We start from the raw sequence: 21,771 nt of genomic DNA on the forward strand, positions 1-21,771 counted from the left end.
GCCGCAGGGCGGGCGCCGACCGACGGCCCCGCCCTGCGCCCCGGTGGCGGTGGTCAGACCGCGGCCATCGGCCTGAGCAGCGCGGGCACCGCCTTGTGCCCGTTGGCGAGCATCGTGCCCAGCGACTCCAGCCGGTCGGCCGGCACGGCGAGCGTGAGGTCGGGGAACCGCTCGAAGAGGGCGGGCAGCACGATCGCCGCCTCCAGCCGGGCCAGCGAGACGCCCAGGCAGTAGTGGGCGCCGTAGCCGAAGGCCAGGTGGTCGCGGCGGGTCGGGCGGGTGATGTCGAACTCCTCCGCCGTCTCGCCGTGCACCTGCGGGTCGCGCCCTGCGGCGCCGTACGCGGCCAGGATCGCGTCGCCCTGGCGGATGGTGACGCCGCCCTCCAGCTCGATGTCCTCCACCGCGAAGCGCAGCGGCAGATTGGGCACCGGGGCCTTCCAGCGCAGCGCCTCGTCGATGACGTCGTCCCAGGTGGCGCCGCCGGACCGGACCAGGGCCAGCTGATCGGGGTGGGTGAGCAGCGCGGTGATGGCGTTGTCCAGCAGATTGACGGTGGTCTCGAAGCCGGCGCTGATGGTCAGCAGCAGAGTGTCCAGCAGTTCGGCCTCGCTGAGCCCCGAGCCGTCGTCGCTGCGGGCCGAGATCAGATCGCTGGTCATGTCGTCGCCGGGAGCGGCCCGCTTGCTGGAGACCAGGTCGGCGAGCAGGCCGTAGAGGGTCACCTGGGTGGCGGCGACCTCCTCCGGCGGGGCGGCGGCGTTGAAGACGGAGTCCACCGCCCGGCGCAGCTCGTCGCGGGCCTTGTCCGGTACGCCGAACAGGTCGCAGATGACCTTGATGGGCAGCGGATGGGCGAGCGCCGCCCGCAGGTCCACCGGCTCGCCGGCGGGGGTGGCCGCGATGGCGTCCAGCAGGTCGCCGGTGATCTCCTCGATGCGGGGCCGCATGGCGGCCGTCCGCCGAGGGGTGAACGCCTTGGCGACCAGCTTGCGCAGCCGCATGTGGTCCTCGCCGTACGCGGTGAACATGTTCGTCACCGCGATCCAGAGGAAGAGCGGCCACTCCTGGGATATCTCGCCGTTGATGTAGGCGGGCCAGTGCCGGTTGGGGTCCTTGGAGACCCGGGGGTCGTTGAGGAGCTCCTTGAGCAGGTCGACGCCGGTTATCGACCACGCCTCCACGGCATCCGGGAGCTCCACCCGCGTCGCGGGGCCGAGGGCGCGGAGGCGGGCTGACTCGCCGGCGAAGTCGCTCCCGGCGGGGTCGAGTCGGAAGGGGCAGGTGGGCTGCTGTGCCATGAACGCGCTCCAGAATTCTCGTCGGGCTGTACGGGTGCAGCGAAACGGGGGAAGCGGACGGGCAGGGAGCTGAGCGCTCGGTGGAAGGGGCCGGGCCGCCAGGCGAGGTTGTCGACTGGGACGGCAAGCTCCAGATCGGGAAGCCGGTCGAGCAGCTTCTCGATGGCCACGGTGGCGATCAGCCGGGCCGGGCTCTTCGCCGGGCAGGTGTGGGGCCCGGCGCTCCAAGCGAGGTGCGCACGGTTGCCGGCGCGGTGGCCGGCCTGTAGCGAGGGGTCGGTGTTGGCGGCGGCGAGGGAGATCACGATGGGCTCGCCCTCGCGCAGCCGTACCCCGTCGAGGTCGACGTCGTGCACCGCGTAGTGCACGGCGTAGTTGGCCATCGGGGTGTAGGTGGTCCACAGGACCTCGTCCAGGGCGTCCTCGACCGGCAGGCTGCCGCCGGCCAGGTCGCCCGCGAAGCGGTCGTCGGCGAGCAGCAGCCGCAGCGCGTTGGCGATGAGGTTCTGCTGCGGCTCGGTGCCCGCGCCCATGGTGAGCACCAGTTGGTGGATCACCTCCTCGTCGGTCAGCCGGGCCGGGTGGGCCAGCAGCCAGGAGGTGACGTCGGCGCCGGGCCGCTCACGCTTGAGCGTGATCAGCTCGATCACGGCCTGGGTGAGTTCGACATTGCCCTTCTCCGCCTCGACGCCGTCGAAGATGGCGGTCATGCCGGAGACCATCCGGTTGCCGATGTCGGGAGGGCAGCCGAAGAGCTGCTTGAAGACCAGCAGCGGCAGCACCTTGGCGTAGTCGCGGAGCAGGTCGGCCTGCCCGGTGGGGCCGAAGCCGTCGATCAGGCTGTCGGCGCTCTGCTCCACATAGTGGCGCAGCTCGTGCGGGTCCGCCCGGTCCAGGCTGTCGGTGATGGCGGCCCGCAGGCGGGTGTGGGCCTCGCCGTCCGCGTAGAGGCAGTTGGGCCGGTAGACCATCATCGGCACCACCGGGTTGTCGGCGGAGACCTCGCCGGTGGCCAGGGCACGCCACCGCCGGGCGTCCTTGACGAAGGTCTGGTTGCCGCGCAGCACCTTGAGCGCGGTGCTGTACGAGGTGACCAGCCTGGCGTGGACGCCCGGTGCCAGCTCCACCGGCGCGATCGGCCCGTACTCGCGCAGCTGCGCGTAGACCGTGTCCGGGTCGGCGGCGAACTCCGGCCCGTACAGCGGGACTCGGGCCGTGGACCCGGCGTCGGGGGCGGCGCCGACGTGGGCGGGGCAGCCGGGCGGCGGGACCGGGACGGAGGGCTCGGCGGGGTGGGCGGGGGCGGTCACGGGACAGGGCTCCAGGTCAGCTGAGGGTGAGAAGGTGTTCGACAAGGGTGATCAGGGCGTCGGTGGCGGAGGCCGGGTTGCGGGCGTCGCAGACCACCAGCGGGGTTTCGGGCAGCAGGTCGAGGGCCTTGCGCAGCCGCTCGTCGTCGTAGACCGGGGCGTCCGGGAAGTCGTTGACGGCCACCGCGTACGGCAGCCCCGCCTCCTCCAGCCGGTCGATGACGTCGAAGGACTGGTCGAGGCGGCGGGTGTCGGCCAGCACCAGGGCACCCAGCGCGCCATAGGTGAGGTCGCGCCAGAGCTGCTGGAACCGGGCCTGCCCGGGGGCACCGAAGAGGAAGAGGACCAGGTCGTCGTTGAGGGTGAGACGGCCGAAGTCCATGGCGACCGTGGTGGTCGTCTTGTCCTTGATGCCGTCCAGGTCGTCCACGGTGGCCCCGGCCTGCGTCATGGTCTCCTCGGTGCGCAGCGGCCGGATCTCGGAGAGCGTGCCCACCAGGGTCGTCTTGCCGACGCCGAAGGGCCCCGCGACCACGACCTTGACCGCGCGCTGCACCGAGTCGCGCAGATAACGGGCGTCACCGGAGTGCACGGAGTCCACGGAGTACCTCCTCCACGAGGTCGCGGTCGGGGCGCTCGGCCCGGGGGATGGGGGAGCGGGTGGCCAGCAGGCCCTCGTCCACCAGGTCGGCGATCAGCACCTTGCAGATGCCGACCGGCAGCACCAGGTGCGCCGAGATCTCGGCGACCGACAGGGCGCCGCCCCGGCAGAGCTCCAGCAGCGCCTGCTTCTCCGGGCTGAGCAGCCCGGTCGGGCTGCTGCCGGTGACCCGGACCAGGGTGACCAGGTCAAGGGTGTTGCGGCTGGGCACGGCCCGGCCGTCGGTGACCACATACGGTCTGACCAGTGCGCTGTCCCGACGGCGGGCCGTCACGCGGCGCCGCCCGCGCCCGGCCGGTCGGCGCCGCTCCGGGCTGCGGTGGTGCGGGGGCCGACGGTGCGGTCCGGGCCGGTGCGGGTCGTGGTGCCGCGATCGGTGGCGCTGCGGTCGTTGGCATCGCGGTCGGCACCGCTTCGGTCGGGGCTGGACATCGCCTTGCCGAGGCGCTCGACCAGCTGCTGCATCCGGAAGCTGCACGCCTCCAGGTCCACCCGCTCGGTCGCCGAGAGCGCCAGGTAGGAGCCCTCGCCGGCGGCGATCACCAGGACGAAGGCGTCATCGAACTCGATCAGGGTCTGCCGCCACGGCGGGGAGGGCTCGTCCTCGGCGTAGCCGCAGAAGCCGGAGGTGTTCCGGCTGATGGAGACCACCCCGCACAGGGCGGCGGCCTGACGCTCGGCCTCGTCCCGGGAGATGCCCTCGGACCGTGCCCGCAGCAGGCCGTCCCGGGTCAGCAGGATGGCGTGGAGCGTCTCGGGCATGCCGAGCGCCTCGTCCAGCATCCAGTCGAGTGTGCCGTCGTAGTTCATCGCTGCGGCTGCCTTTCGCTCTCCGACGGGCCTTCGGGGGTTTCTGACGGTGTGTCCGGCCGGGTGCCCGGCTGGCTGTCCGGCTGGTTGTCCGGTGATGGTGTGGTGGCGCGGCCGGCCCGGGTGCCGCGCTGGAAGGCGCCCAGGGTGGCGGCGTCCTCGCGGGCGGGACGCTGCTCGGGGGCTTGCGGTGCTGCGGCGGCGTCCTCGCGGGCGTGCTCCGACGCCGGCTGCCGGCGGCGGCGCTGCGGCAGGTCGTCGGCGGGCAGGGCCGGGGGTGTGGGCGCCGGGGTGGCCTCGGCCACCGGGACGGGGTCGAGGTCGAGGTCAAGATCGGCGCGCGGTCGGCGCGGCTCGGGGCGGGCGGCCGGTACCGGGGCGGGCTTGTCGACCGAGGTGAGCAGCGCGCCGGGGAGGAAGACCACCGCGCGCAGGCCGCCGAAGGGCGATGCCGAGTCGGCGTAGGCGCGGAAGCCGTACCGGGCGGCGAGCCGGCCCACCACCGCGTGGCCGAACGCCGGAGGGTCGCCGAGCCGGGTGACGTCGACCGTCTGCTCGCCCGAGAGCAGCGCGGCGGCCTGCCGCATCTCCGCGTCGAGCATGCCCACGCCGCAGTCGTCGATGACGATGGAGACACCGTTGTGCGCCGACTGGATGGACACCTCGATCGGGGTGTCGGGCTGGGAGTGCCGGGCCGCGTTGTCCAGCAGCTCGGCGACGGCCAGCACGGCCGGCTCCACCGCCCGGCTGACCACGGCGAGGTCGACCTGGCCCCGGATCTGCACCCGCTGGTAGTCGCGGATCCGGGAGGTCGCGCCCCGGACCACCGCCAGTACGGGGGAGGAGGAGCGCTGCCGCCCCGGCCAGGAGCCGGAGAGAACGGCGATGGCCTGGGCGCGTCGGCCGATCTGGGCGTTCATATGGTCGATCTCCAGCAGCCCCTGGAGCACCTCGGGGTCGTCGTGGCGCTCCTGCATGGCGGAGATCGCCAGCTGCTGCTCATTGGCGAGACCCTGCAGGGCCTTCATCGCGGACGCCAGTGAGGCGCGGGCGGCCCGGTCGGCGCGGGACTGGGCGGTCTCCACGAAGCCGCTGAACGAGGCCGCCGCGCTCTCCAGGTTCCGGCCGAACGGGGATCCCTCCAACTGCCCGTTGAGCAGTCCGGGTATGGGGACGCCTCGGCTGTACGCGGCCTCGGCCACGGCCGGCAGCCGGGTCTCGACCAGATGCCGGGCTTCCTCGTCCCGGGCCCGGAGGCTGCGCTCCAGGGTGGCGGTCCTCCTGCGCTCGACCACGGCCGTACGCCACCACCGCAGTGCGGCGACGGCCAGGGCGAGCAGACAGGCGACCAGGCACCAGAACACCGCAACGGATATATGAAACGCCATCAGATCCTCGGTGGCACGGGGCTCATGGGCAGACGCACGCGTTGACGACCAGTCAACTCCCCCTCGTGCGTGGCGACTCTGCGTCGCCGGGCGACAGCGTAGCGATCTCTGCGGCCCTCGTCGCGCGGGAGTGACGGGATATCAGCGTTGCGGCGAAAACTCGCCCCTCGTGGTGGGAGCGCTCCCGTGCTGGTGGCCGCCGAGGGGCGTTGGGTTCGAGAAATGAAGGCATTCCGGCGTCTTGACGCGCTCGCGACACTGCTGGCTTCATGTGAACCACTTCGACCACGTGGACCGAGTGCGAGAAGTGGAAGCCGGACCCGCCCTCGGGGCCGTGCTTCCGGGGTCGCCTCTGGCGCCGATGGCCGCCACCGACTGGGAGCGCTCCCATTTCACTCGTCCATCCGACCGGCGAAAGGCTCCCACCCGTGCCTCCCGTCACCACGCCGCGCACCCGGCGCCGCAGAACCGCGACCCTGCTCTCCGGAGCCCTGCTGCTCGCCGCGGCGGCCACCGGCGTGCCCGCTGCCGCAGCCGCCGGAGCCGCCGTCCCCGCAGCGGCTCCCGCCGCCGTCGCGGCCACCGGCTCCCCGGTCCGGGTCAACCAGGTCGGCTACCTCCCCGACGGGCCCAAGCGCGCCACCATCGTCAGCAAGGCCACCGCGCCGCTGACCTGGCAGCTGCGCAACGCCTCGGGCACCGCCGTCGCCTCCGGCTCCACCACGGTCCACGGCGCGGACGCCGCCTCCGGCGACTCCACCCACCTGGTGGACTTCTCGGCCTACACCGGCACCGGCACCGGCTTCACCCTCACCGTCGACGGGCAGACCAGCTACCCCTTCGACATCTCCGCCAACCTCTACGACCAGCTGCGGTCGGACAGCCTGTCGTTCTTCTACCAACAGCGCAGCGGCATCGCCATCGACGCCTCGCTGGCCGGCGCCGCCTACGCCCGCCCGGCCGGCCACCTCGGCGTCGCCCCCAACAAGGGCGACACCAGCGTCCCCTGCCAGCCCGGCGTCTGCGACTACAGCCGGGATGTGCGCGGCGGCTGGTACGACGCCGGCGACCAGGGCAAGTACGTGGTCAACGGCGGCATCGCCACCTGGCAGCTGGTCAACTCCTTCGAGCGGGCCAAGCGGGCCGGTACCGACGCAGCCCTCGGCGACTCCACGCTGCGCGTCCCCGAGCGCGGCAACGGCACCCCCGATGTGCTGGACGAGGCCCGCTGGGAGCTGGAGTTCCTGATGCGGATGCAGGTCCCGGACGGCAAGCCGCTGGCCGGGATGGCCTTCCACAAGATCCACGACGCCAACTGGACCGGCCTGCCCACCCGCCCCGAGCAGGACGACCAGCAGCGCGAGCTGCACAAGCCGTCCACCGCCGCCACCCTCAACCTGGCCGCCACCGCCGCCCAGTGCGCCCGTGTCTACGCCCCGTACGACGCCGCGTTCGCAGCCCGGTGCCTGGACTCCGCCCGCCGCGCCTGGACCGCCGCCAAGGCCAACCCCAATCTGCTCGCCCCCGACTCCGACGGCACCGGTGGCGGCGCCTACGGCGACTCCACCGTGGGCGACGAGTTCTACTGGGCCGCCGCCGAGCTGTACGCCACCACCGGCGAGGCCCAGTACCGCGACGCGGTGACCGGCTCCAGCTACCACACCGCCACTGTCTTCTCCCCCGGCGGCTTCTCCTGGGGCGACACCGCCGCGCTCGGCCGGATCACCCTGGCCACCGTCCCCGGCGTCGGCCTGCCCGCCGCCGACCTGTCCCGGGTCCGCGCCTCGGTGGCCACCGCCGCCGACGGCTATCTGGCGGCCATGGCCGGCCAGGGCTACGCCGTGCCGATCCCCGCCGACGGCTATGTCTGGGGCTCCAACAGCCAGGTCGCCAACAACGCCCTGGTGATCGCCGTCGCCTATGAGCTCACCGGGCAGCAGCGCTACCGCAGCGGCGCCCTTGAATCGCTCGACTACCTGCTCGGCCGCAACGCCCTCAACCAGTCGTATGTCACCGGCTACGGCAAGCACGCCTCCGAGAACGAGCACCACCGCTTCTGGGCCCACCAGTTCGACGCCTCGCTGCCGCACCCCCCGGCCGGCTCCCTCGCCGGAGGCCCCAACTCCGGCCTCCAGGACCCGGTGGCCGAGGAGAAGCTGGTCGGCTGCAAGCCCGCCGCCTGCTACATCGACGACATGGGCTCCTACTCCACCAACGAGGTGGCGATCAACTGGAACGCCCCGCTCGCCTGGCTGGCGGCCTTCGCCGCCGACCGCACCGGCAGCGGCCCGGGGCCGACCACCCCGAGCATCGTGGTCGACCCGCCCTCGATCACCGTCCCCGAGGGGTCCACCGCCACCGTCTCCGTCAGGCTCTCCGCCGCCCCCGCGCAGAACGTCACCGTCACCGCCGCCCGCACCTCCGGTGACACCGACCTCACCGTGAGCGGTCCCACCACCCTGGTCTTCACCCCGGCGAACTGGTCCACCCCGCAGCGCCTCACGGTGGCTGCGGCCCAGGACAGCGACACCGTCAACGGCACGGCGGTCTTCTCGCTGACCGGGCCGGGGGTCACCGGAGCCACCTTCACCGCCACCGAGGCCGACGACGACACGCCCTCGGCGGCGGCCTGCTCGGTCACGTACCACGTCGACAGCTCCTGGGACGTCGGCTTCACCGCCACGGTGACCGTGAAGAACACCGGCTCCACCGCGATCAACGGCTGGACCCTGGCCTGGGCCTTCCCGGGCAACCAGAAGATCAGCAACGCCTGGAACGCCACCGTCGCCCAGAACGGGGCCGCCGTCACCGCCAAGGACGCCGGCTGGAACGGCACCGTCGCCGCCGGTGCCACCGCGAGCTTCGGCTTCCAGGCCGGCTACTCCGGCAGCAACCCCGCGCCCACGCAGTTCACGCTGAACGGCGCCGCCTGCCGCTGAGACGTGCGGGGCGCCGGCCCGTCCGACCGGCGCCCCGTACCCGTCCGCACGTCCGGGCCCCACCCAGGCTCACGAGAGGAAGCGGAACTCCCATGACCGCCACCCCACCGGCCCGCCGCACCTGGCGGCCCCGTACCCGCACCGCTGCCGTGGCCGCCGCCTCGGCCCTGATCGCCGCCGCGGCGGCCCTGCTCCCCCTGCCCTCGGCCCAGGCTGCCGCATCCGGCTGCAAGGTCGACTACACCGTCAACCAGTGGTCGGGCGGGTACACCGCCGCGATCAAGATCACCAACCTCGGCCCGGCCCTCTCCGGCTGGAAGCTGACCTGGAGCTACGGCGCCGACGAGAAGATCACCTCCGCCTGGAACGCCACCGTCACCCAGTCCGGCAAGGCCGTCACCGCCGTCGACGTCGGCTGGAACGGCTCCCTGGCCACCAACGGCACCGCCGACTTCGGCGTCCAGGGCACCTGGAGCATCGCCGACCCGCCGCCCGCCAATTTCGCGCTCAACGGCGTCGGCTGCAACGGGACCGCGACCCCCACGCCCACCCCGACCATCAGCACCAGCCCCACGCCGACCCCCACCCCCACCCCGACGCAGAACCCCACCTCCGGGCCCACCGGCCAGCCCACCAGCCAGCCCACCACCCCCAACCCCGACCCGGGCTGCGGCAGCGCCGTGGTCTGCTCCGGCTTCGAGGACCAGACCGGCACCGTGCCCAGCGGCGCCTGGCAGGTCGTCACCCCGGACTGCCAGGGCTCCGGTACGGCCTCGATCGACACCTCGGTCACCCACAGCGGCACCCGCTCGCTGCGCATCGACGGCCGCGCCGGGTACTGCAACCACGTCTTCGTCGGCACCACCCGCGACATCTCCAAGGTCAGCCCGGTGGTGTACGCGCGGATGTGGGTCCGGCACACCACCGCGCTGCCCGCCTCCCATGTCACCTCCATCACCATGGCGGACGCCAACGACGGGGGCCGGGACCTGCGCATCGGCGGCCAGAACGGCGCCCTCCAGTGGAACCGCCAGTCCGACGACGCGACCCTGCCCGAGCAGAGCCCCAACGGAGTCGCCCAGTCGGCCCCGCTGCCCACCAACCGCTGGGTCTGCCTCCGCTACGAGGTGGACACCACCAAGCAGTCGATGCGCACCTACCTGGACAACACCGAGGTCCCCGGACTGCGCGTGGACGGTGTCCCCACCCAGGACATCGACAGCCAGTGGCTGCGCCGCACCACCGCGCCCCGGCCGACCACCTTCCGCCTCGGCTGGGAGAGCTACGGCAGCGGTGACGACACCCTCTGGTTCGACGATGTGGCGGTCGGCGCGCAGCCGCTGAGCTGCTGACCCTCCGTCCGATGGAGTGACAGGCGGCGCCCCGATGTCGGTGACATCGGGGCGCCGACCACGCAGGATGGCCCCCGAAGCGGTAGACCACCACATCGACTGAGGGAAGACCAGTGGCCGACAAGACCTCCGTAGCAGTCCTCGGTACCGGCATCATGGGCGGGGCCATGGCCCGCAACCTGGCGCACGCCGGGCTGGACGTCCGGGTGTGGAACCGCACCCGGGCCAAGGCGCAGCCGCTGGCCGCCGACGGCGCCCGGGTCGCGGACACCCCGGCGGAGGCGGTGCACGGTGCCGATGTGGTCCTCACCATGCTGTACGACGGCCCGGCCGCGCTGCACGCCATGGGGGAGGCCGCCCCCGCGCTGCGGCCCGGGGCGGTGTGGGCCCAGTGCTCCACGGCCGGACTTGAGGCCCAGCCGGTGCTGGCCGCCTTCGCCGCCGAGCACGGCCTGCACTATGTGGACGCCCCCGTCCTGGGCACCCGTCAGCCCGCCGAGAGCGGCCAACTGCTGGTCCTCGCCGCCGGACCCGCCGAGGCCCGGCCGGTGCTCGCCCCCGTCTTCGACGCCATCGGCAGCCGTACGGCGTGGGTGGGAGACGACGGGGCGGCGGGCGCCGCCACCCGGCTCAAGCTGGTCTGCAACAGCTGGGTGCTGGCCGTCACCCACGGCACCGCCGAGGCACTGGCGCTCTCCCATGCGCTCGGCGTCGACCCTCGGGCCTTCCTGGACGCCGTCGCCGGCGGCCCGCTCGACATGGGCTATCTGCGGGCCAAGGCCGCCGCCATTCTCTCCGGCGACTTCACGGCCAACTTCACCGTCACCACCGCCGAGAAGGACGCCCGCCTGATCGTCGCCGCCGGGCAGCAGTCCGGCGTGGCGCTGGACGTCGCCGCCGCCGGCGCCGAACGCTTCCGCCGCGCCGCCGCCCAGGGCCACGCCGACGACGACATGGCCGCCTCCTACTTCGCCTCCTTCGCGGGCTGACCGCCGCCCCGTCCCGCCCCGCAGACAGCAGCGGAGAAGCAGACCATGGACCCGAAGCACCGCCCGCCCGCCGTGCCCGCCGTCCCCGCCGTGCCGACCGGTGGTGCCCGATGAAGCGCCGCCACCTCAAGAAGGCGTCGGACCGCCTGGTCGCCGCCGCGTTCTGCGGTCGCACCGCCCGCGTGGCCGAGCTGCTGCGGGCCGGTGCCCAGCCGGACCGGCCCGACCGCGACGGGACCACCCCGCTCTATGCGGCGGCGGTGCACGGTGCGGTCGACGCCGTCCGGCTGCTGCTGGCCGCCGGGGCCGCCCCGGACACCGAGAGCGGGCACGGCAGCGAGGGCACTCCGCTCTGCGCGGCGGCCTGCTGGGGGCACACCGAGGTGGTGCGGGAACTGCTGGCGTACGGTGCCGACCCCGGGCTGCGCGAGGACGGCGGGACGGGCCTCGCCCCGGGCGAGTGGGCAGCCCGGGGCGGCTGGTCGGAGGTGGCGGAGCTGCTGTCGTCCGGGTTCGGAACCAGCTCCGGCCGGAGCGTGAGCCACGGGGACTCGGTAAGGGCGGCCGTCGTGGCCGCCGCCCGTCGGTGATCCGGCCTGTCCGGAGCTGCCGTCGGCCGGGGTCGGACCGGTTGGTGCGGCAGCTCCGGGCGGGGGGTGAGCCCGGGGACTCGGTGAGGGCGGGCAGGGCGGTCCGGCAGCAGACGTACGCGCACTGCACCGGCCCGCCCGAGGTCTGATCCGAGCCGCCGTCAGGACCGGGCGGCGGCCTCCCGCTCGCGCTCGGCGGCCGGCGGGGCGTCGGCGGCGGACGGGCCCTCCACCGCGATCCGTGGCACCACCCGGTCCAGCCAGGACGGCAGCCACCACTTGACGTCGTAGGAGACGGTGGCGAAGGCGGTGCGGCCGTCGGCGGAGATCTGGGCGCCGCCCTGCGGGCCGTACGGGGAGGTGACCTGTACCACATGCGGCAGCCGGGCGACCCGGTCCAGCATCGGTGCGATGCGCTCGCGTACGGCGGCGGACGCCACCCCGCCGGAGCCGTCGGCGGTGAGGACGATGCGCTCCTGGTCGCCGCCCTGCCCGCCGCCCGGGACCTCGGCCAGCAGCGTCTGCGCCAGGGTGGAGTCGGAGGCCGGCGGCTTGAGCGTGTCGCGGTAGTCGCTCCCGGCGGCGGCCCCGGCGGTGGTGAGCGCCGCGAGCACCACCAGCCAGCCGGCTATGACCCACCAGGCATGCCGGTGGCAGAAGAGGACGAGGTGTCGCATGGTCGGATCCCTCCACCGGCTCCCGGGGGAACCGGTCCCGTACCGTCCGGGATCTCCCCGGTGGAGCCCGGCCCGAGGGCACCCTACAAGTGCGCCGGAGCGGCCCTGATGAGACGTCATGTCAATAGCGTGCACATGCAGCTGCACGGTCTAGGCAGCGCTCGCACGGTCCGGTAGCTTGCCCTGCCACCGCCGGTCGGTGCGGCGGTGCAACGGGCGAAGGAGGGTGGGACCGTGCGCGACGTCAGCGCTCCGCCCCTGGTGGAGACTCCGCAGTACGGAGGGTTGGCCGACACGCTCTATGAGGCGGCCGGGCGGGACCCGCAACGCGTCCAGCTGGCTCGGCGGGCACCCGGCGCCACCGACTGGACCGAGGTGACCGCAGGGGCCTTCCGGGACGAGGTGCTGGCCCTCGCCAAGGGGCTGCTGGCGAGCGGCATCCGCTTCGGCGACCGGGTCGGCATCATGGCCCGCACCCGCTATGAGTGGACCCAGTTCAGCTACGCCCTCTGGTCGATCGGCGCCCAGGTGGTGCCGATCTACCCCACCTCCTCCTCCGAGCAGGTCAGCTGGATCCTGGCCGACTCCCGGGCGGTGGCCTGCGTCGTGGAGCACGAGGACGACGCCATGACGGTGGGCGCGGCCTGCGACCGCCTGCCGACGCTGCAACGCATCTGGCAGCTGGACGGCGGCTGCGTACGGCAGCTCACCCGGCTGGGCAGGGGGGTGTCGGACGAGACGGTGCACAGCCATCGCACGGCGGTGGACCCCCATGAGCCCGCCGCCATCGCCTACACCTCCGGCACCACCGGGCGGCCCAAGGGCTGCGTGCTCACCCACGCCAACTTCGCGGTGGAGTGCGACACGCTGATCGCCGGATGGGGCGAACTGCTCGCCCCGCCCGGTGAGCAGCCCCGGGTCCTCTGCTTCCTGCCGCTGGCGCATGTCTACGGCCTGATGGTGCAGGTCTGCTGCCTGCGCGCCGGGATCGTGCTCGCCCACCAGCCCGACCCCTCGGCCGGATCGCTGCTGCCCGCGCTGGCCTCCTTCCGCCCCACCTTCCTGTGGGGGGTGCCGTACATCTTCGAGAAGATCTACCACCGGGCCCGGCAGGTCGCCGCCGAGGACGGGAAGGCCGACCTGTTCGACCGGGCGGTGGAGACCGCGGTCAGCCACGCCGAGGCCACCGAGGCCCGCCGCACCGGCGCCGGCCCCGCCCCCGGGCTCGCCCTGCGGGCCCGGCACCGGCTCTACGACCGGCTGGTCTACAGCCGGCTGCGGGCCGTGCTGGGCGGCGACGTCCGGTACGCGGTCTCCGGCGGATCGACCCTCAGCCGGCGGATGGGCCTGATCTTCGCCGGGGCCGGCATCACCGTCTACGACGGCTACGGCCTCACCGAGACCACCGCCGCGGTCACCGCGCAGCCGGTGGGCCGGGTCAGATTCGGCACCGTCGGCCGCCCGATCCCCGGCTGTGCGGTCCATATCGCCCCGGACGGGGAGGTCTGGGTGCGCGGCGCCACCGTCTTCTCCGGCTACCTCAACGACCCGCAGGGCACCGCCGAGGTGCTGCGGGACGGCTGGTTCGCCACCGGTGACCTGGGGACGCTGGACGGGGACGGCTACCTCACCATCACCGGCCGCAAGAAGGACGTGATCATCACCAGCGGCGGCATGAGCGTCGCCCCGGCGGTGCTGGAGGAGCGGGTGCGGGCCCACCCGCTGATCTCGCAGTGCCTGGTGGTGGGGGACAACCGCCCGTATGTCGGGGCGCTGATCACCCTGGACCCGGATGCCCTGGTGCACTGGCAGCGGGTGCACCAGAAGCAGCCGTCCGCCGACTGGGGCGCGGTGGCCGACCATGACCTCCAGGAGGAGATCCAGCGGGTGGTGGTGACCGCCAACACGGCGGTGTCGCGGGCCGAGTCCATCCGGGCCTTCCGGATCCTGCCCGAGGAGTTCAGCGTGGGCCAGGGTCTGCTCACCCCGTCGCTGAAGCTGCGGCGGCGGGCGATCGTCAAGGCGTACGCGGCGGACATCGACGAGCTGTACGCCAACTGAGGGCCGCGCGGGTGCGGCGCGGGTGCGGCGTGGGAGTGGCAGGGCGGGGCAGGGGGTGGTCAGTCGAGGTGGATCTCGGCCCTGGTGTCGTAGAAGCAGACCAGCCCCGCGATCCGCGCGCTCTCCGGCAGCGGGGTGGGGTAGGTCCAGGCCACATCGGGGAGCAGCCGCCCGCCGATCCGCGCGGAGAGATGGTCGGCGCGGCCCTTGTACGGGCAGTGGCTGACCGTGTCGCTCGGCTCCAGCAGGTCCAGCCGGACGTCGGTCTTCGGCAGGTAGAAGCGCGGCGGCAGCCCGGTCTCGAAGAGCACCCGGGGGGAGCGGCTCTCCGCGACCTGGGTGCCCTCGATCTCCACCCGGACACGACGGGAGGAGGGCAGGATGTCGACCCGCGTATAGGGGCTGCGCGGATGGGTGAAGACCTCCTCGTCCTCCTCGAACCAGGCGTCCATGGCGTCCCAGTCCAGGCGCACCAGCTCGCGCAGCGCCTCGACGGGGGAGTCCTGGTAGCGCCGGGCGGCGTCCGGCGCGGTGCGCCCGCCGGCCCTTACGGTGAACAGCCGCCCGTCGCCCAGACCTGGGTCGGCGGCGGTGCGGCCGGTGGGTTCCAGCAGCTCCGCGCGCACATCGGCGAGCGGGAAGTAGTAGGCGGGGTAGTAGGGGACCTCCCAGACCAGTACCGGGTGGAGGGTGTCCGCGACCGGGTGGCCGCCGAGGAAGGCGCGGACCCGCTTGGAGCCCGCCTCGATGCGCAGTCGCTGCGCCGGTTCGGTTGCCATGTCCGTACAACGGGGGCGGCCGGTCCGCCGATTCCCGTGCGGGCCACCCGGTGGTGCGGTGCGGGCGCCGGTCACTCGGTCTGCGGCACGGCTGTCGTCCAGGCCCAGCCGTCGTCCTCCTCGGGGGCGGTCGGCGGCGGGGTCTCGGGGCCGGGCTCTTCGGGGTCACTCTGCGTGGTCTCGGGTTCCATGCCGGGGGAACGGCGCAGGCGGCGCCGGGGTCACGGCCGAGCGGTCCTCGTACGGCCGTCCGGGTGGAGCCATGGGCTGACTGGCCATCAGAAAGTTTACACAGTTCTTTGTATTGTCAATGGACGCGGACTGTGCAAGGCTCCGGGTGCGGGCGGGGGTCCCCCCGTCTCCCGCCCGCACCAGAGCCCGCATCATGGGCTCCGCACCGGAACTGGAGCGCCGTCAGCGGCTCGCGCCCGCGATGTGCAGCACCGCCGCCGCGAGCCGGTCGGCGCTCCTATCTCCGTTTCCGGACGGCAGCACGATATGGCTGACCGTGAGCCGCACCAGCACCTCCACCGCCTCCCGCACCGCGTCCGCCGGCGCTTCCGGCAGCTGACGGGCGAGCCAGCCGCCGAGCAGCACCCGGGCGCCGCTGAAGACCGGGTCCGGCTGGGTGGTGAGGAAGACCAGCAGATCGTCCGCCCGCCCGCCCCGCGTCGGCCGCACCATGGCGCGGACCAGCGGATTGGCCTCCGCCTCCGCCAGCGTCCAGTCCACCGCTGCCGCCAGCGCCGCCCGCATGTCGTCCGGCCGTCGGTCCAGCGCCTCGGCGATCCCGGCCAGGAAGTGGTCGCTCTCCCGCCGGATCAGCGCCTTGCCGATCCCGGCGCGGTCGCCGAACTCCTTGTACACGGTGGGCCGCGACACCTCCGCGCGGGCCGCCAACTCCCCCAGCCGCACCCCCTGCCAGCCGTGCTCCACGGCCAGCTCCCGGGCGGCCGCCAGAACCCGCTCCCGCATCTCCCGGCGGAACGCCGAACGCGGCGGCTCGGCACCGCCTCCTCTCCCCGTCACCACCCGCACAGTCTGGCACGGGGGTATGACAGCGGAGCGGCCCAGCCAGGAGCGGCCCAGTGAGGAGCGACCCAGTCAGGAGCGGCCCGGTCAGTAGCGGCCCCCCACCGGGGCGGGCAGCGCATCCAGCTCCGCGAGGTCCTGCGCGGTGAGCTCCAGCGCCGCCGCGCCGACGTTCTGCTCCAGGTAGCGAAGGGTCTTGGTGCCCGGGATCGGCACCACCCGGGGACCCTGCGCCAGCACCCAGGCCAGCGCGACCTGCGCGGGGGTGGCCCCATGCCGCCCGGCGACCTCCCGGACCGTCTCCACCAGCGCCTGGTTGGCCCGCAGTGCCTCGTCCTGGAAGCGCGGCAGCCCGGCACGCCAGTCGTCGGCGGGCAGGTCGGCGGCCGAGCCGAACCGCCCGGCCAGGAACCCGCGCCCCAGCGGCGAGAACGGCAGGAAGGCGATGCCCTGGTCCACGCAGTACGGCAGCACCTCGGCCAGCGCGTCCCGGGTCCAGAGCGACAGCTCCGACTGCACCGAGGCCACCGGATGCACCGACTGCGCCCGGCGGATCTCCGCCACCGACACCTCGGAGAGCCCCAGCTGGAGCGCCTTGCCCGCCGCCACCGCCTCCGCCATCGCCCCGAAGGTCTCCTCCACCGGCACCTCCGGGTCGACCCGGTGCAGCTGCCAGAGGTCCACATGGTCGGTGCCCAGGCGCCGCAGGCTGGCGTCGATGGCCTGCCGTACATGCTCCGGCCGCCCGTTGCGCGTCAGACCGGGGGCGCTGCCGCCGGTGGACCCGCCGGTCACCAGGCCCGCCTTGGTGGCCAGCACCGCGCGGTCGCGATGCCCGGACAGCGCCCGCCCGACCAGCTCCTCATTGGTGAACGGGCCGTAGACGTCGGAGGTGTCGATCAGGGTCGCGCCCAGGTCCAGGGCACGCCGCAGCACGGCCACGGAGGCGTCGTCATCGCGGCCCGCCGGGTCGTAGGCGTGCGTCATGCCCATGCAGCCGAGGCCGACGACCCCGACCTCGGGGCCCTTGCTGCCGAGCGTGGTGGTGCGCATCTGCTTCCTCCCGGATTCAGCCTGAATGTCGCCTGGTCGAACGCTGTACAGGGTCCAGCCTGCCGCCTGGAGTGCGCTCCAGGTCAAGGACTACCGACAGGCACCACTGACAGGCACCACCGACAGGCACCGCCGACAAGCAGCACCGACAAGCAGCACCGGGCAGGAGTCGCCGCCCGGAAGTGGGTAGGAGTGCCCTGGTGCCGGGCCCCGACCGGACCGTCCGACGTCGCCGGTACGGTGGTCCGGGGGCGCGGGCCGCAGGTCGCGCCCGTCCGGCGCCATCGGACGGGGGCGCGTGAAGGCGAGCGGGAGGCGCCGTGGGCGCTGGAGGTGCAGGGGTCGTGAGCGTGAGCGGGCAGGCGGTGGCGGAGCGGCCGGACGCGGGTTTCGCCCACCCCGCGCTCTTCTACCGGGGCTTGGACGGCTATCTGGAGGGCGTGGGTGGCTTCGTCCGCGCCGGGCTGGAGGCCGGCGAACCGGTGCTGGTCGCCGTGCCGGGCCCCCGCCTCGGGCCGCTCCGCGAGCTGCTGGGCGATATGTCCGCCGCCGTCTCCTTCGCCGACATGACCGAGCTGGGCCGCAACCCGGGCCGCATCCTGGCGGCGCTGCGCGAGTTCGCCGACCGCCACATGGACCGCCGCAGCAGGCTGGTCGGCGAACCCATCTGGACGGCCCGCACCCCGGCCGAGGTACGCGAGGCCACCCGCCACGAGGCCCTGATCAACCTGGCCTTCGACGGCCGCCCGGTCGCCATCCTCTGCCCGTACGACACCGAGGGCCTGGCCCCGTCCGTCCTGGACGACGCCCACCGCACCCATCCGGTGGTGATCCGGGACGGGCAGCTGCTGGCCTCCGCCGGCTACACCGCCCCCGACCTGGTCTGCGCCGCCTGCGACACCGAGCTGGCCGAGCCCCCCGCCGCCGAGCGGATGGCCTACTCCGCCGGGGGACTGGCCGAGGTCCGCCGGTGGCTGGACGCCTGGCTGGCCGGGACCGGGCTGGACCGGCGCCGCCGGGGCGACCTGGTGCTGGCCGTGGGCGAGGCGACCGGCAACTCGGTGGTGCACGGCGGGGGCAGCGGTGTGCTGCGGGTCTGGCCGGAGGAGGGCGGGGTGGTGGCCGAGGTCCGCGACACCGGGTGGCTGCGCGATCCGCTGGCCGGACGCCGCCGACCCGGGCTGGCCTCGGCCGACGGCGGGCGCGGGCTGTGGATGATCCACCAGCTCTGCGACCTGGTCGAGGTGCGGGCGGGTCGTACAGGGCTGACCCTGAGGTTGCACATGGACATCGCGCCCGCCACCCCGGAGCGGTAGGCGTCCCCGGCACCCCCGCTTCCGCCGCCGGAAGACAGTTGACCCATGGCAAGCATGACATCATTCCTCGTGGGTGCCGCGAAGGACTTTCGCAGGTGTTTCGGGAGGCCCGCCCCGGAACGGCCGGGCAGCGGGACGTCGGCACAGTGAGGGCGGACATGGACGAGGTTTCCAGGACGACCACGCGCGGCGGGGCCACCGGCGGTCATGGACCGGTGGGGGAGGACGAGCTGCGCCGGCTGCTGGCCGGGCTGACCGCCGTCCGGGACGGCGACTTCGGCACCCGGCTGCCCGACGATGCGGACGGCCTGCTGGCCGAGATCGCCACCGTGTTCAACGGCATGGTCGACCAGCTCTCGCTCTTCACCTCCGAGGTCACCCGGGTCGCCCGGGAGGTCGGCACCGAGGGGAGGCTGGGCGGCCAGGCCGAGGTACCGGGCGTCTCCGGCACCTGGAAGGACCTCACCGAGTCGGTCAACGCGATGGCCGGCAACCTGACCGGCCAGGTCCGCTCCATCGCCCAGGTGGCCACCGCCGTCGCGCGCGGCGACCTGTCGCAGAAGATCGAAGTGAGCGCCCGGGGCGAGATCCTGGAGCTGAAGTCCACCATCAACACCATGGTCGACCAGCTCTCCGGTTTCGCCGAGCAGGTGACCCGGGTCGCCCGGGAGGTCGGCACCGAGGGCATGCTCGGCGGCCAGGCCGACGTCAAGGGCGTCTCCGGTACCTGGAAGGGGCTCACCGAGTCCGTCAATGTGATGGCCGCCAATCTGACCGCCCAGGTCCGCGCCATCGCCCAGGTCACCACCGCCGTCGCCCGAGGCGACCTCTCGCAGAAGATCAGGGTCGACGCCCGGGGCGAGATCCTGGAACTCAAGGAGACCATCAACACGATGGTCGACCAGCTCTCCGGCTTCGCCGAGCAGGTGACCCGGGTCGCCCGCGACGTCGGCACCGAGGGCATCCTCGGCGGCCAGGCCCGGGTGCCCAATGTCGCCGGCACCTGGAAGGACCTCACCGACAACGTCAACTCCATGGCGAACAACCTCACCAACCAGGTCCGCAACATCGCCCAGGTGACCACCGCCGTGGCCCGGGGCGACCTCACCCGCAAGATCGACGTGGACGCGCGGGGCGAGATCCTGGAACTCAAGACCACCATCAACACCATGGTCGACCAGCTCTCCTCGTTCGCCGCCGAGGTCACCCGGGTCGCCCGCGAGGTCGGCAGCGAAGGCCGACTCGGCGGCCAGGCCGAGGTGGAGGGCGTCTCCGGCACCTGGAAGCGGCTCACCGAGAACGTCAATGAACTGGCCGGCAACCTCACCCGCCAGGTCCGCGCCATCGCCGAGGTCACCAGCGCCGTCGCCGAAGGGGACCTCACCCGCTCCATCACCGTGGAGGCCCCCGGCGAGGTCGGCGAACTCAAGGACAACATCAACTCCATGGTGGGCTCGCTGCGCGAGACCACCCGCGCCAACCGCGACCAGGACTGGCTCAAGTCCAATCTGGCCCGCATCTCCGGCCTGATGCAGGGCCGCCGCGACCTCGCCGTCGTCGCCGAACTGGTCATGGACGAACTGGCCCCGCTGGTCTCCGCCCAGTACGGCGCCTTCTTCCTCGCCGAGGAGACACCGCGCGGCACCGAACTGAAGCTGGTCGGCTCCTACGGCCACCCCGGCGGCGACCGGCCCACCCGCTTCCCGCTGGGCCGCTCACTGGTCGGCCAGGCCGCCCGCAGCCGCCGCACCATAGCCGTGGACGACATCCCCGCCGACTATGTCACTGTCTCCTCCGGCCTCGGCGCCACCGCCCCCGCCAGCCTGCTGCTGCTCCCCATCGTGGTCGAGGACCAGGTCCTCGGGGTCATCGAACTGGCCTCCGTGCACCGCTTCACCCAGGTCCACCGGGACTTCCTGGAACAGCTGATGGAGACCGTCGGCGTCAATGTCAACACCATCGTCGCCAACGCCCGCACCGACGAACTGCTCGGCGAGTCGCAGCGCCTCGCCGGAGAGCTGCGCGCCCGCTCCGAGGAACTCCAGGCCCGCCAGGAGGAGTTGCAGCGCTCCAACGCCGAACTCAAGGAGAAGGCCGCGCTGCTGGCCAGCCAGAACCGCGACATCGAGACCAAGAACCTGGAGATCGAGCAGGCCAGCCAGGAGCTGGAGACCCGCGCCCAGCAGCTCGCCCTCGCCTCCAAGTACAAGTCGGAGTTCCTGGCCAATATGAGCCATGAGCTGCGCACCCCGCTCAACAGCCTGCTCATCCTGGCCCAGCTGCTGGCCCAGAACCCGACCCGCAACCTCACCCCCAAGCAGGTCGAGTACGCCGGGGTCATCCACTCCGCCGGGTCCGACCTGCTCCAGCTGATCAACGACATCCTTGACCTCTCCAAGGTCGAGGCGGGCAAGATGGACGTCTCCCTGGAACCGCTGCGGCTGCCCGCGCTGCTCGACTATGTCGAGGCGACCTTCCGCCCGCTGACCACCGAGAAGGGGCTGCGGTTCGCCATCAGGACCGACCCCGGGGTACCGGCCGAACTGCTCACCGACGGGGCGCGGCTGCGCCAGGTGCTGCGCAATCTGCTCTCCAACGCGGTCAAGTTCACCGAGACCGGCGCCGTCGAGCTGCGGATCGCCCCGGTCGGCGAGCAGGAGCCGGTCCCGGACACCGTCCGCCGTACCGGTCCGGTCATCGCCTTCCGGGTCTCGGACACCGGCATCGGCATCCCCGAGCCGCATCTGGAGGCCATCTTCGGCGCCTTCCAGCAGGCCGACGGGACCACCAGCCGCAAATACGGCGGGACCGGGCTCGGGCTCTCCATCAGCCGGGAGATCGCCTATCTGCTCGGCGGCGTCATCACCGCCGAGTCCACCCTCGACGAGGGCTCCACCTTCACGCTCTACCTGCCGGTCGTCCACCCCGCCGCCGGGGCGGTGGAGGGCGCACCGCTCGACACGGGCGGCCCGCACCGCATCGGATCGCCCGGGCCCGCCCCGGTCGCCGTGGGCGGAGGGGCAGCCGGGCCGGTGGAGGGTGCACCGCCCGAGGCGGGCCCCTACCGCATCGAATCGCAGGGGACCACCGCGGCCGAGCACGAACACGGCAGCCTCGCCGGCCGTACGGTGCTGGTGGTCGACGACGACGCCCGCAACCTCTTCGCGCTCACCGGCATCCTGGAAGTGTGCGGCCTGCGTGTGCTGCACGCCGAGAACGGCCGGGCCGGGATCGACGTCCTGAGCCGCAACCCCGGCACCGACCTGGTGATCATGGACCTGATGATGCCCGACATGGACGGCTACACCGCCACCGCAGCCATCCGGGGCATGCCCGGCTTCAGCGACCTGCCGATCATCGCCGTCACCGCCAAGGCCATGCCCGGCGACCGGGAGAAGAGCCTCCGGGCCGGAGCCAGCGACCATGTGACCAAGCCGGTCGACACCCGGGAGCTGGTGCGCTGCCTGCACCGCTGGCTCGACCGGTGACCGACGGCCGGAGACCACCCCCACC

At 73.2% G+C, this 21,771-nt stretch carries 17 protein-coding genes; 7 read left to right on the top strand and 10 right to left on the bottom strand.

Features of this window, described 5'->3' with window-relative positions:
* Window positions 1-53: 53 nt before the first annotated feature.
* From C7M71_RS26660 to C7M71_RS30830, 6 genes are read right to left on the bottom strand one after another with little or no spacing between them, the layout of a single operon-like run.
* Window positions 54-1,202 (bottom strand): cytochrome P450 family protein, encoded by a 1,149-nt coding sequence (locus tag C7M71_RS26660; RefSeq protein ID WP_229758928.1) that lies wholly within the window; start codon window positions 1,200-1,202, stop codon window positions 54-56.
* A complete protein-coding gene (locus C7M71_RS32260; protein WP_229758929.1) occupies window positions 1,166-2,611 on the bottom strand; it encodes a cytochrome P450 in 1,446 nt (481 codons plus the stop codon). The genes C7M71_RS26660 and C7M71_RS32260 overlap by 37 nt, the downstream gene beginning before the upstream one ends.
* A gap of 16 nt (window positions 2,612-2,627) precedes the next feature.
* Window positions 2,628-3,212: a GTP-binding protein gene (locus C7M71_RS26665; RefSeq protein ID WP_111489384.1), complete on the bottom strand. Its 585-nt coding sequence runs from the start codon at window positions 3,210-3,212 to the stop codon at window positions 2,628-2,630.
* Entirely contained in the window at window positions 3,190-3,546 is a 357-nt protein-coding gene (locus C7M71_RS26670; RefSeq protein ID WP_111489383.1) for a DUF742 domain-containing protein, read from the bottom strand. The genes C7M71_RS26665 and C7M71_RS26670 overlap by 23 nt, the downstream gene beginning before the upstream one ends.
* On the bottom strand, window positions 3,543-4,082 hold the full coding sequence (locus tag C7M71_RS26675) for a roadblock/LC7 domain-containing protein (RefSeq protein WP_111489382.1): 540 nt from the start codon (window positions 4,080-4,082) through the stop codon (window positions 3,543-3,545). Before C7M71_RS26675 ends, C7M71_RS26670 begins: the two co-directional genes overlap by 4 nt.
* Window positions 4,079-5,470 carry an ATP-binding protein gene (locus tag C7M71_RS30830; RefSeq protein ID WP_162824397.1) on the bottom strand — a complete coding sequence of 464 codons (1,392 nt, stop codon included), beginning with the start codon at window positions 5,468-5,470 and terminating at the stop codon, window positions 4,079-4,081. The genes C7M71_RS26675 and C7M71_RS30830 overlap by 4 nt, the downstream gene beginning before the upstream one ends.
* Before the next feature lie 428 nt (window positions 5,471-5,898).
* Here C7M71_RS30830 and C7M71_RS26680 point away from each other — a divergent pair, with 428 nt between their 5' ends.
* From C7M71_RS26680 to C7M71_RS26695, 4 genes are all read left to right on the top strand, one after another.
* Window positions 5,899-8,409, top strand: a complete 2,511-nt coding sequence (locus C7M71_RS26680; RefSeq protein WP_111489381.1) for a glycoside hydrolase family 9 protein — start codon at window positions 5,899-5,901, stop codon at window positions 8,407-8,409.
* A gap of 92 nt (window positions 8,410-8,501) precedes the next feature.
* Window positions 8,502-9,761 (top strand): cellulose-binding domain-containing protein, encoded by a 1,260-nt coding sequence (locus C7M71_RS26685; RefSeq protein WP_111489380.1) that lies wholly within the window; start codon window positions 8,502-8,504, stop codon window positions 9,759-9,761.
* Window positions 9,762-9,874: 113 nt separating this feature from the next.
* Complete coding sequence (locus C7M71_RS26690) at window positions 9,875-10,750, top strand: NAD(P)-dependent oxidoreductase (protein ID WP_111489379.1); 876 nt, start codon at window positions 9,875-9,877, stop codon at window positions 10,748-10,750.
* A gap of 110 nt (window positions 10,751-10,860) precedes the next feature.
* A complete protein-coding gene (locus C7M71_RS26695; protein ID WP_111489378.1) occupies window positions 10,861-11,340 on the top strand; it encodes an ankyrin repeat domain-containing protein in 480 nt (159 codons plus the stop codon).
* Between the two features lie 161 nt (window positions 11,341-11,501).
* Here the strand turns inward: C7M71_RS26695 and C7M71_RS26700 are convergent, their stop codons facing one another.
* Window positions 11,502-12,017: a hypothetical protein gene (locus C7M71_RS26700; protein ID WP_111489377.1), complete on the bottom strand. Its 516-nt coding sequence runs from the start codon at window positions 12,015-12,017 to the stop codon at window positions 11,502-11,504.
* 234 nt (window positions 12,018-12,251) lie between these two features.
* Here C7M71_RS26700 and C7M71_RS26705 point away from each other — a divergent pair, with 234 nt between their 5' ends.
* Entirely contained in the window at window positions 12,252-14,078 is a 1,827-nt protein-coding gene (locus C7M71_RS26705; protein ID WP_111489376.1) for an AMP-dependent synthetase/ligase, read from the top strand.
* A gap of 59 nt (window positions 14,079-14,137) precedes the next feature.
* Here C7M71_RS26705 and C7M71_RS26710 read toward each other — a convergent pair whose 3' ends face one another.
* The 3 genes from C7M71_RS26710 to C7M71_RS26720 form a co-directional block, all read right to left on the bottom strand.
* Window positions 14,138-14,857: a DUF427 domain-containing protein gene (locus C7M71_RS26710; RefSeq protein WP_111489375.1), complete on the bottom strand. Its 720-nt coding sequence runs from the start codon at window positions 14,855-14,857 to the stop codon at window positions 14,138-14,140.
* A 414-nt stretch (window positions 14,858-15,271) separates the two neighbouring features.
* Window positions 15,272-15,886: a TetR/AcrR family transcriptional regulator gene (locus tag C7M71_RS26715; RefSeq protein ID WP_162824399.1), complete on the bottom strand. Its 615-nt coding sequence runs from the start codon at window positions 15,884-15,886 to the stop codon at window positions 15,272-15,274.
* Between the two features lie 90 nt (window positions 15,887-15,976).
* A complete protein-coding gene (locus tag C7M71_RS26720) occupies window positions 15,977-16,942 on the bottom strand; it encodes an aldo/keto reductase (RefSeq protein WP_111489373.1) in 966 nt (321 codons plus the stop codon).
* A 344-nt stretch (window positions 16,943-17,286) separates the two neighbouring features.
* Between C7M71_RS26720 and C7M71_RS26725 the strand changes: the two genes are divergently transcribed.
* Both C7M71_RS26725 and C7M71_RS26730 read left to right on the top strand, forming a co-directional pair.
* Complete coding sequence (locus C7M71_RS26725) at window positions 17,287-18,258, top strand: sensor histidine kinase (RefSeq protein WP_229758930.1); 972 nt, start codon at window positions 17,287-17,289, stop codon at window positions 18,256-18,258.
* 158 nt (window positions 18,259-18,416) lie between these two features.
* A complete protein-coding gene (locus C7M71_RS26730; RefSeq protein ID WP_111489372.1) occupies window positions 18,417-21,746 on the top strand; it encodes a HAMP domain-containing protein in 3,330 nt (1,109 codons plus the stop codon).
* Window positions 21,747-21,771: the final 25 nt, after the last annotated feature.

Origin of the sequence: Peterkaempfera bronchialis (assembly GCF_003258605.2) — a bacterium.
GTDB classification, from domain to species: Bacteria; Actinomycetota; Actinomycetes; order Streptomycetales; family Streptomycetaceae; genus Peterkaempfera; species Peterkaempfera bronchialis.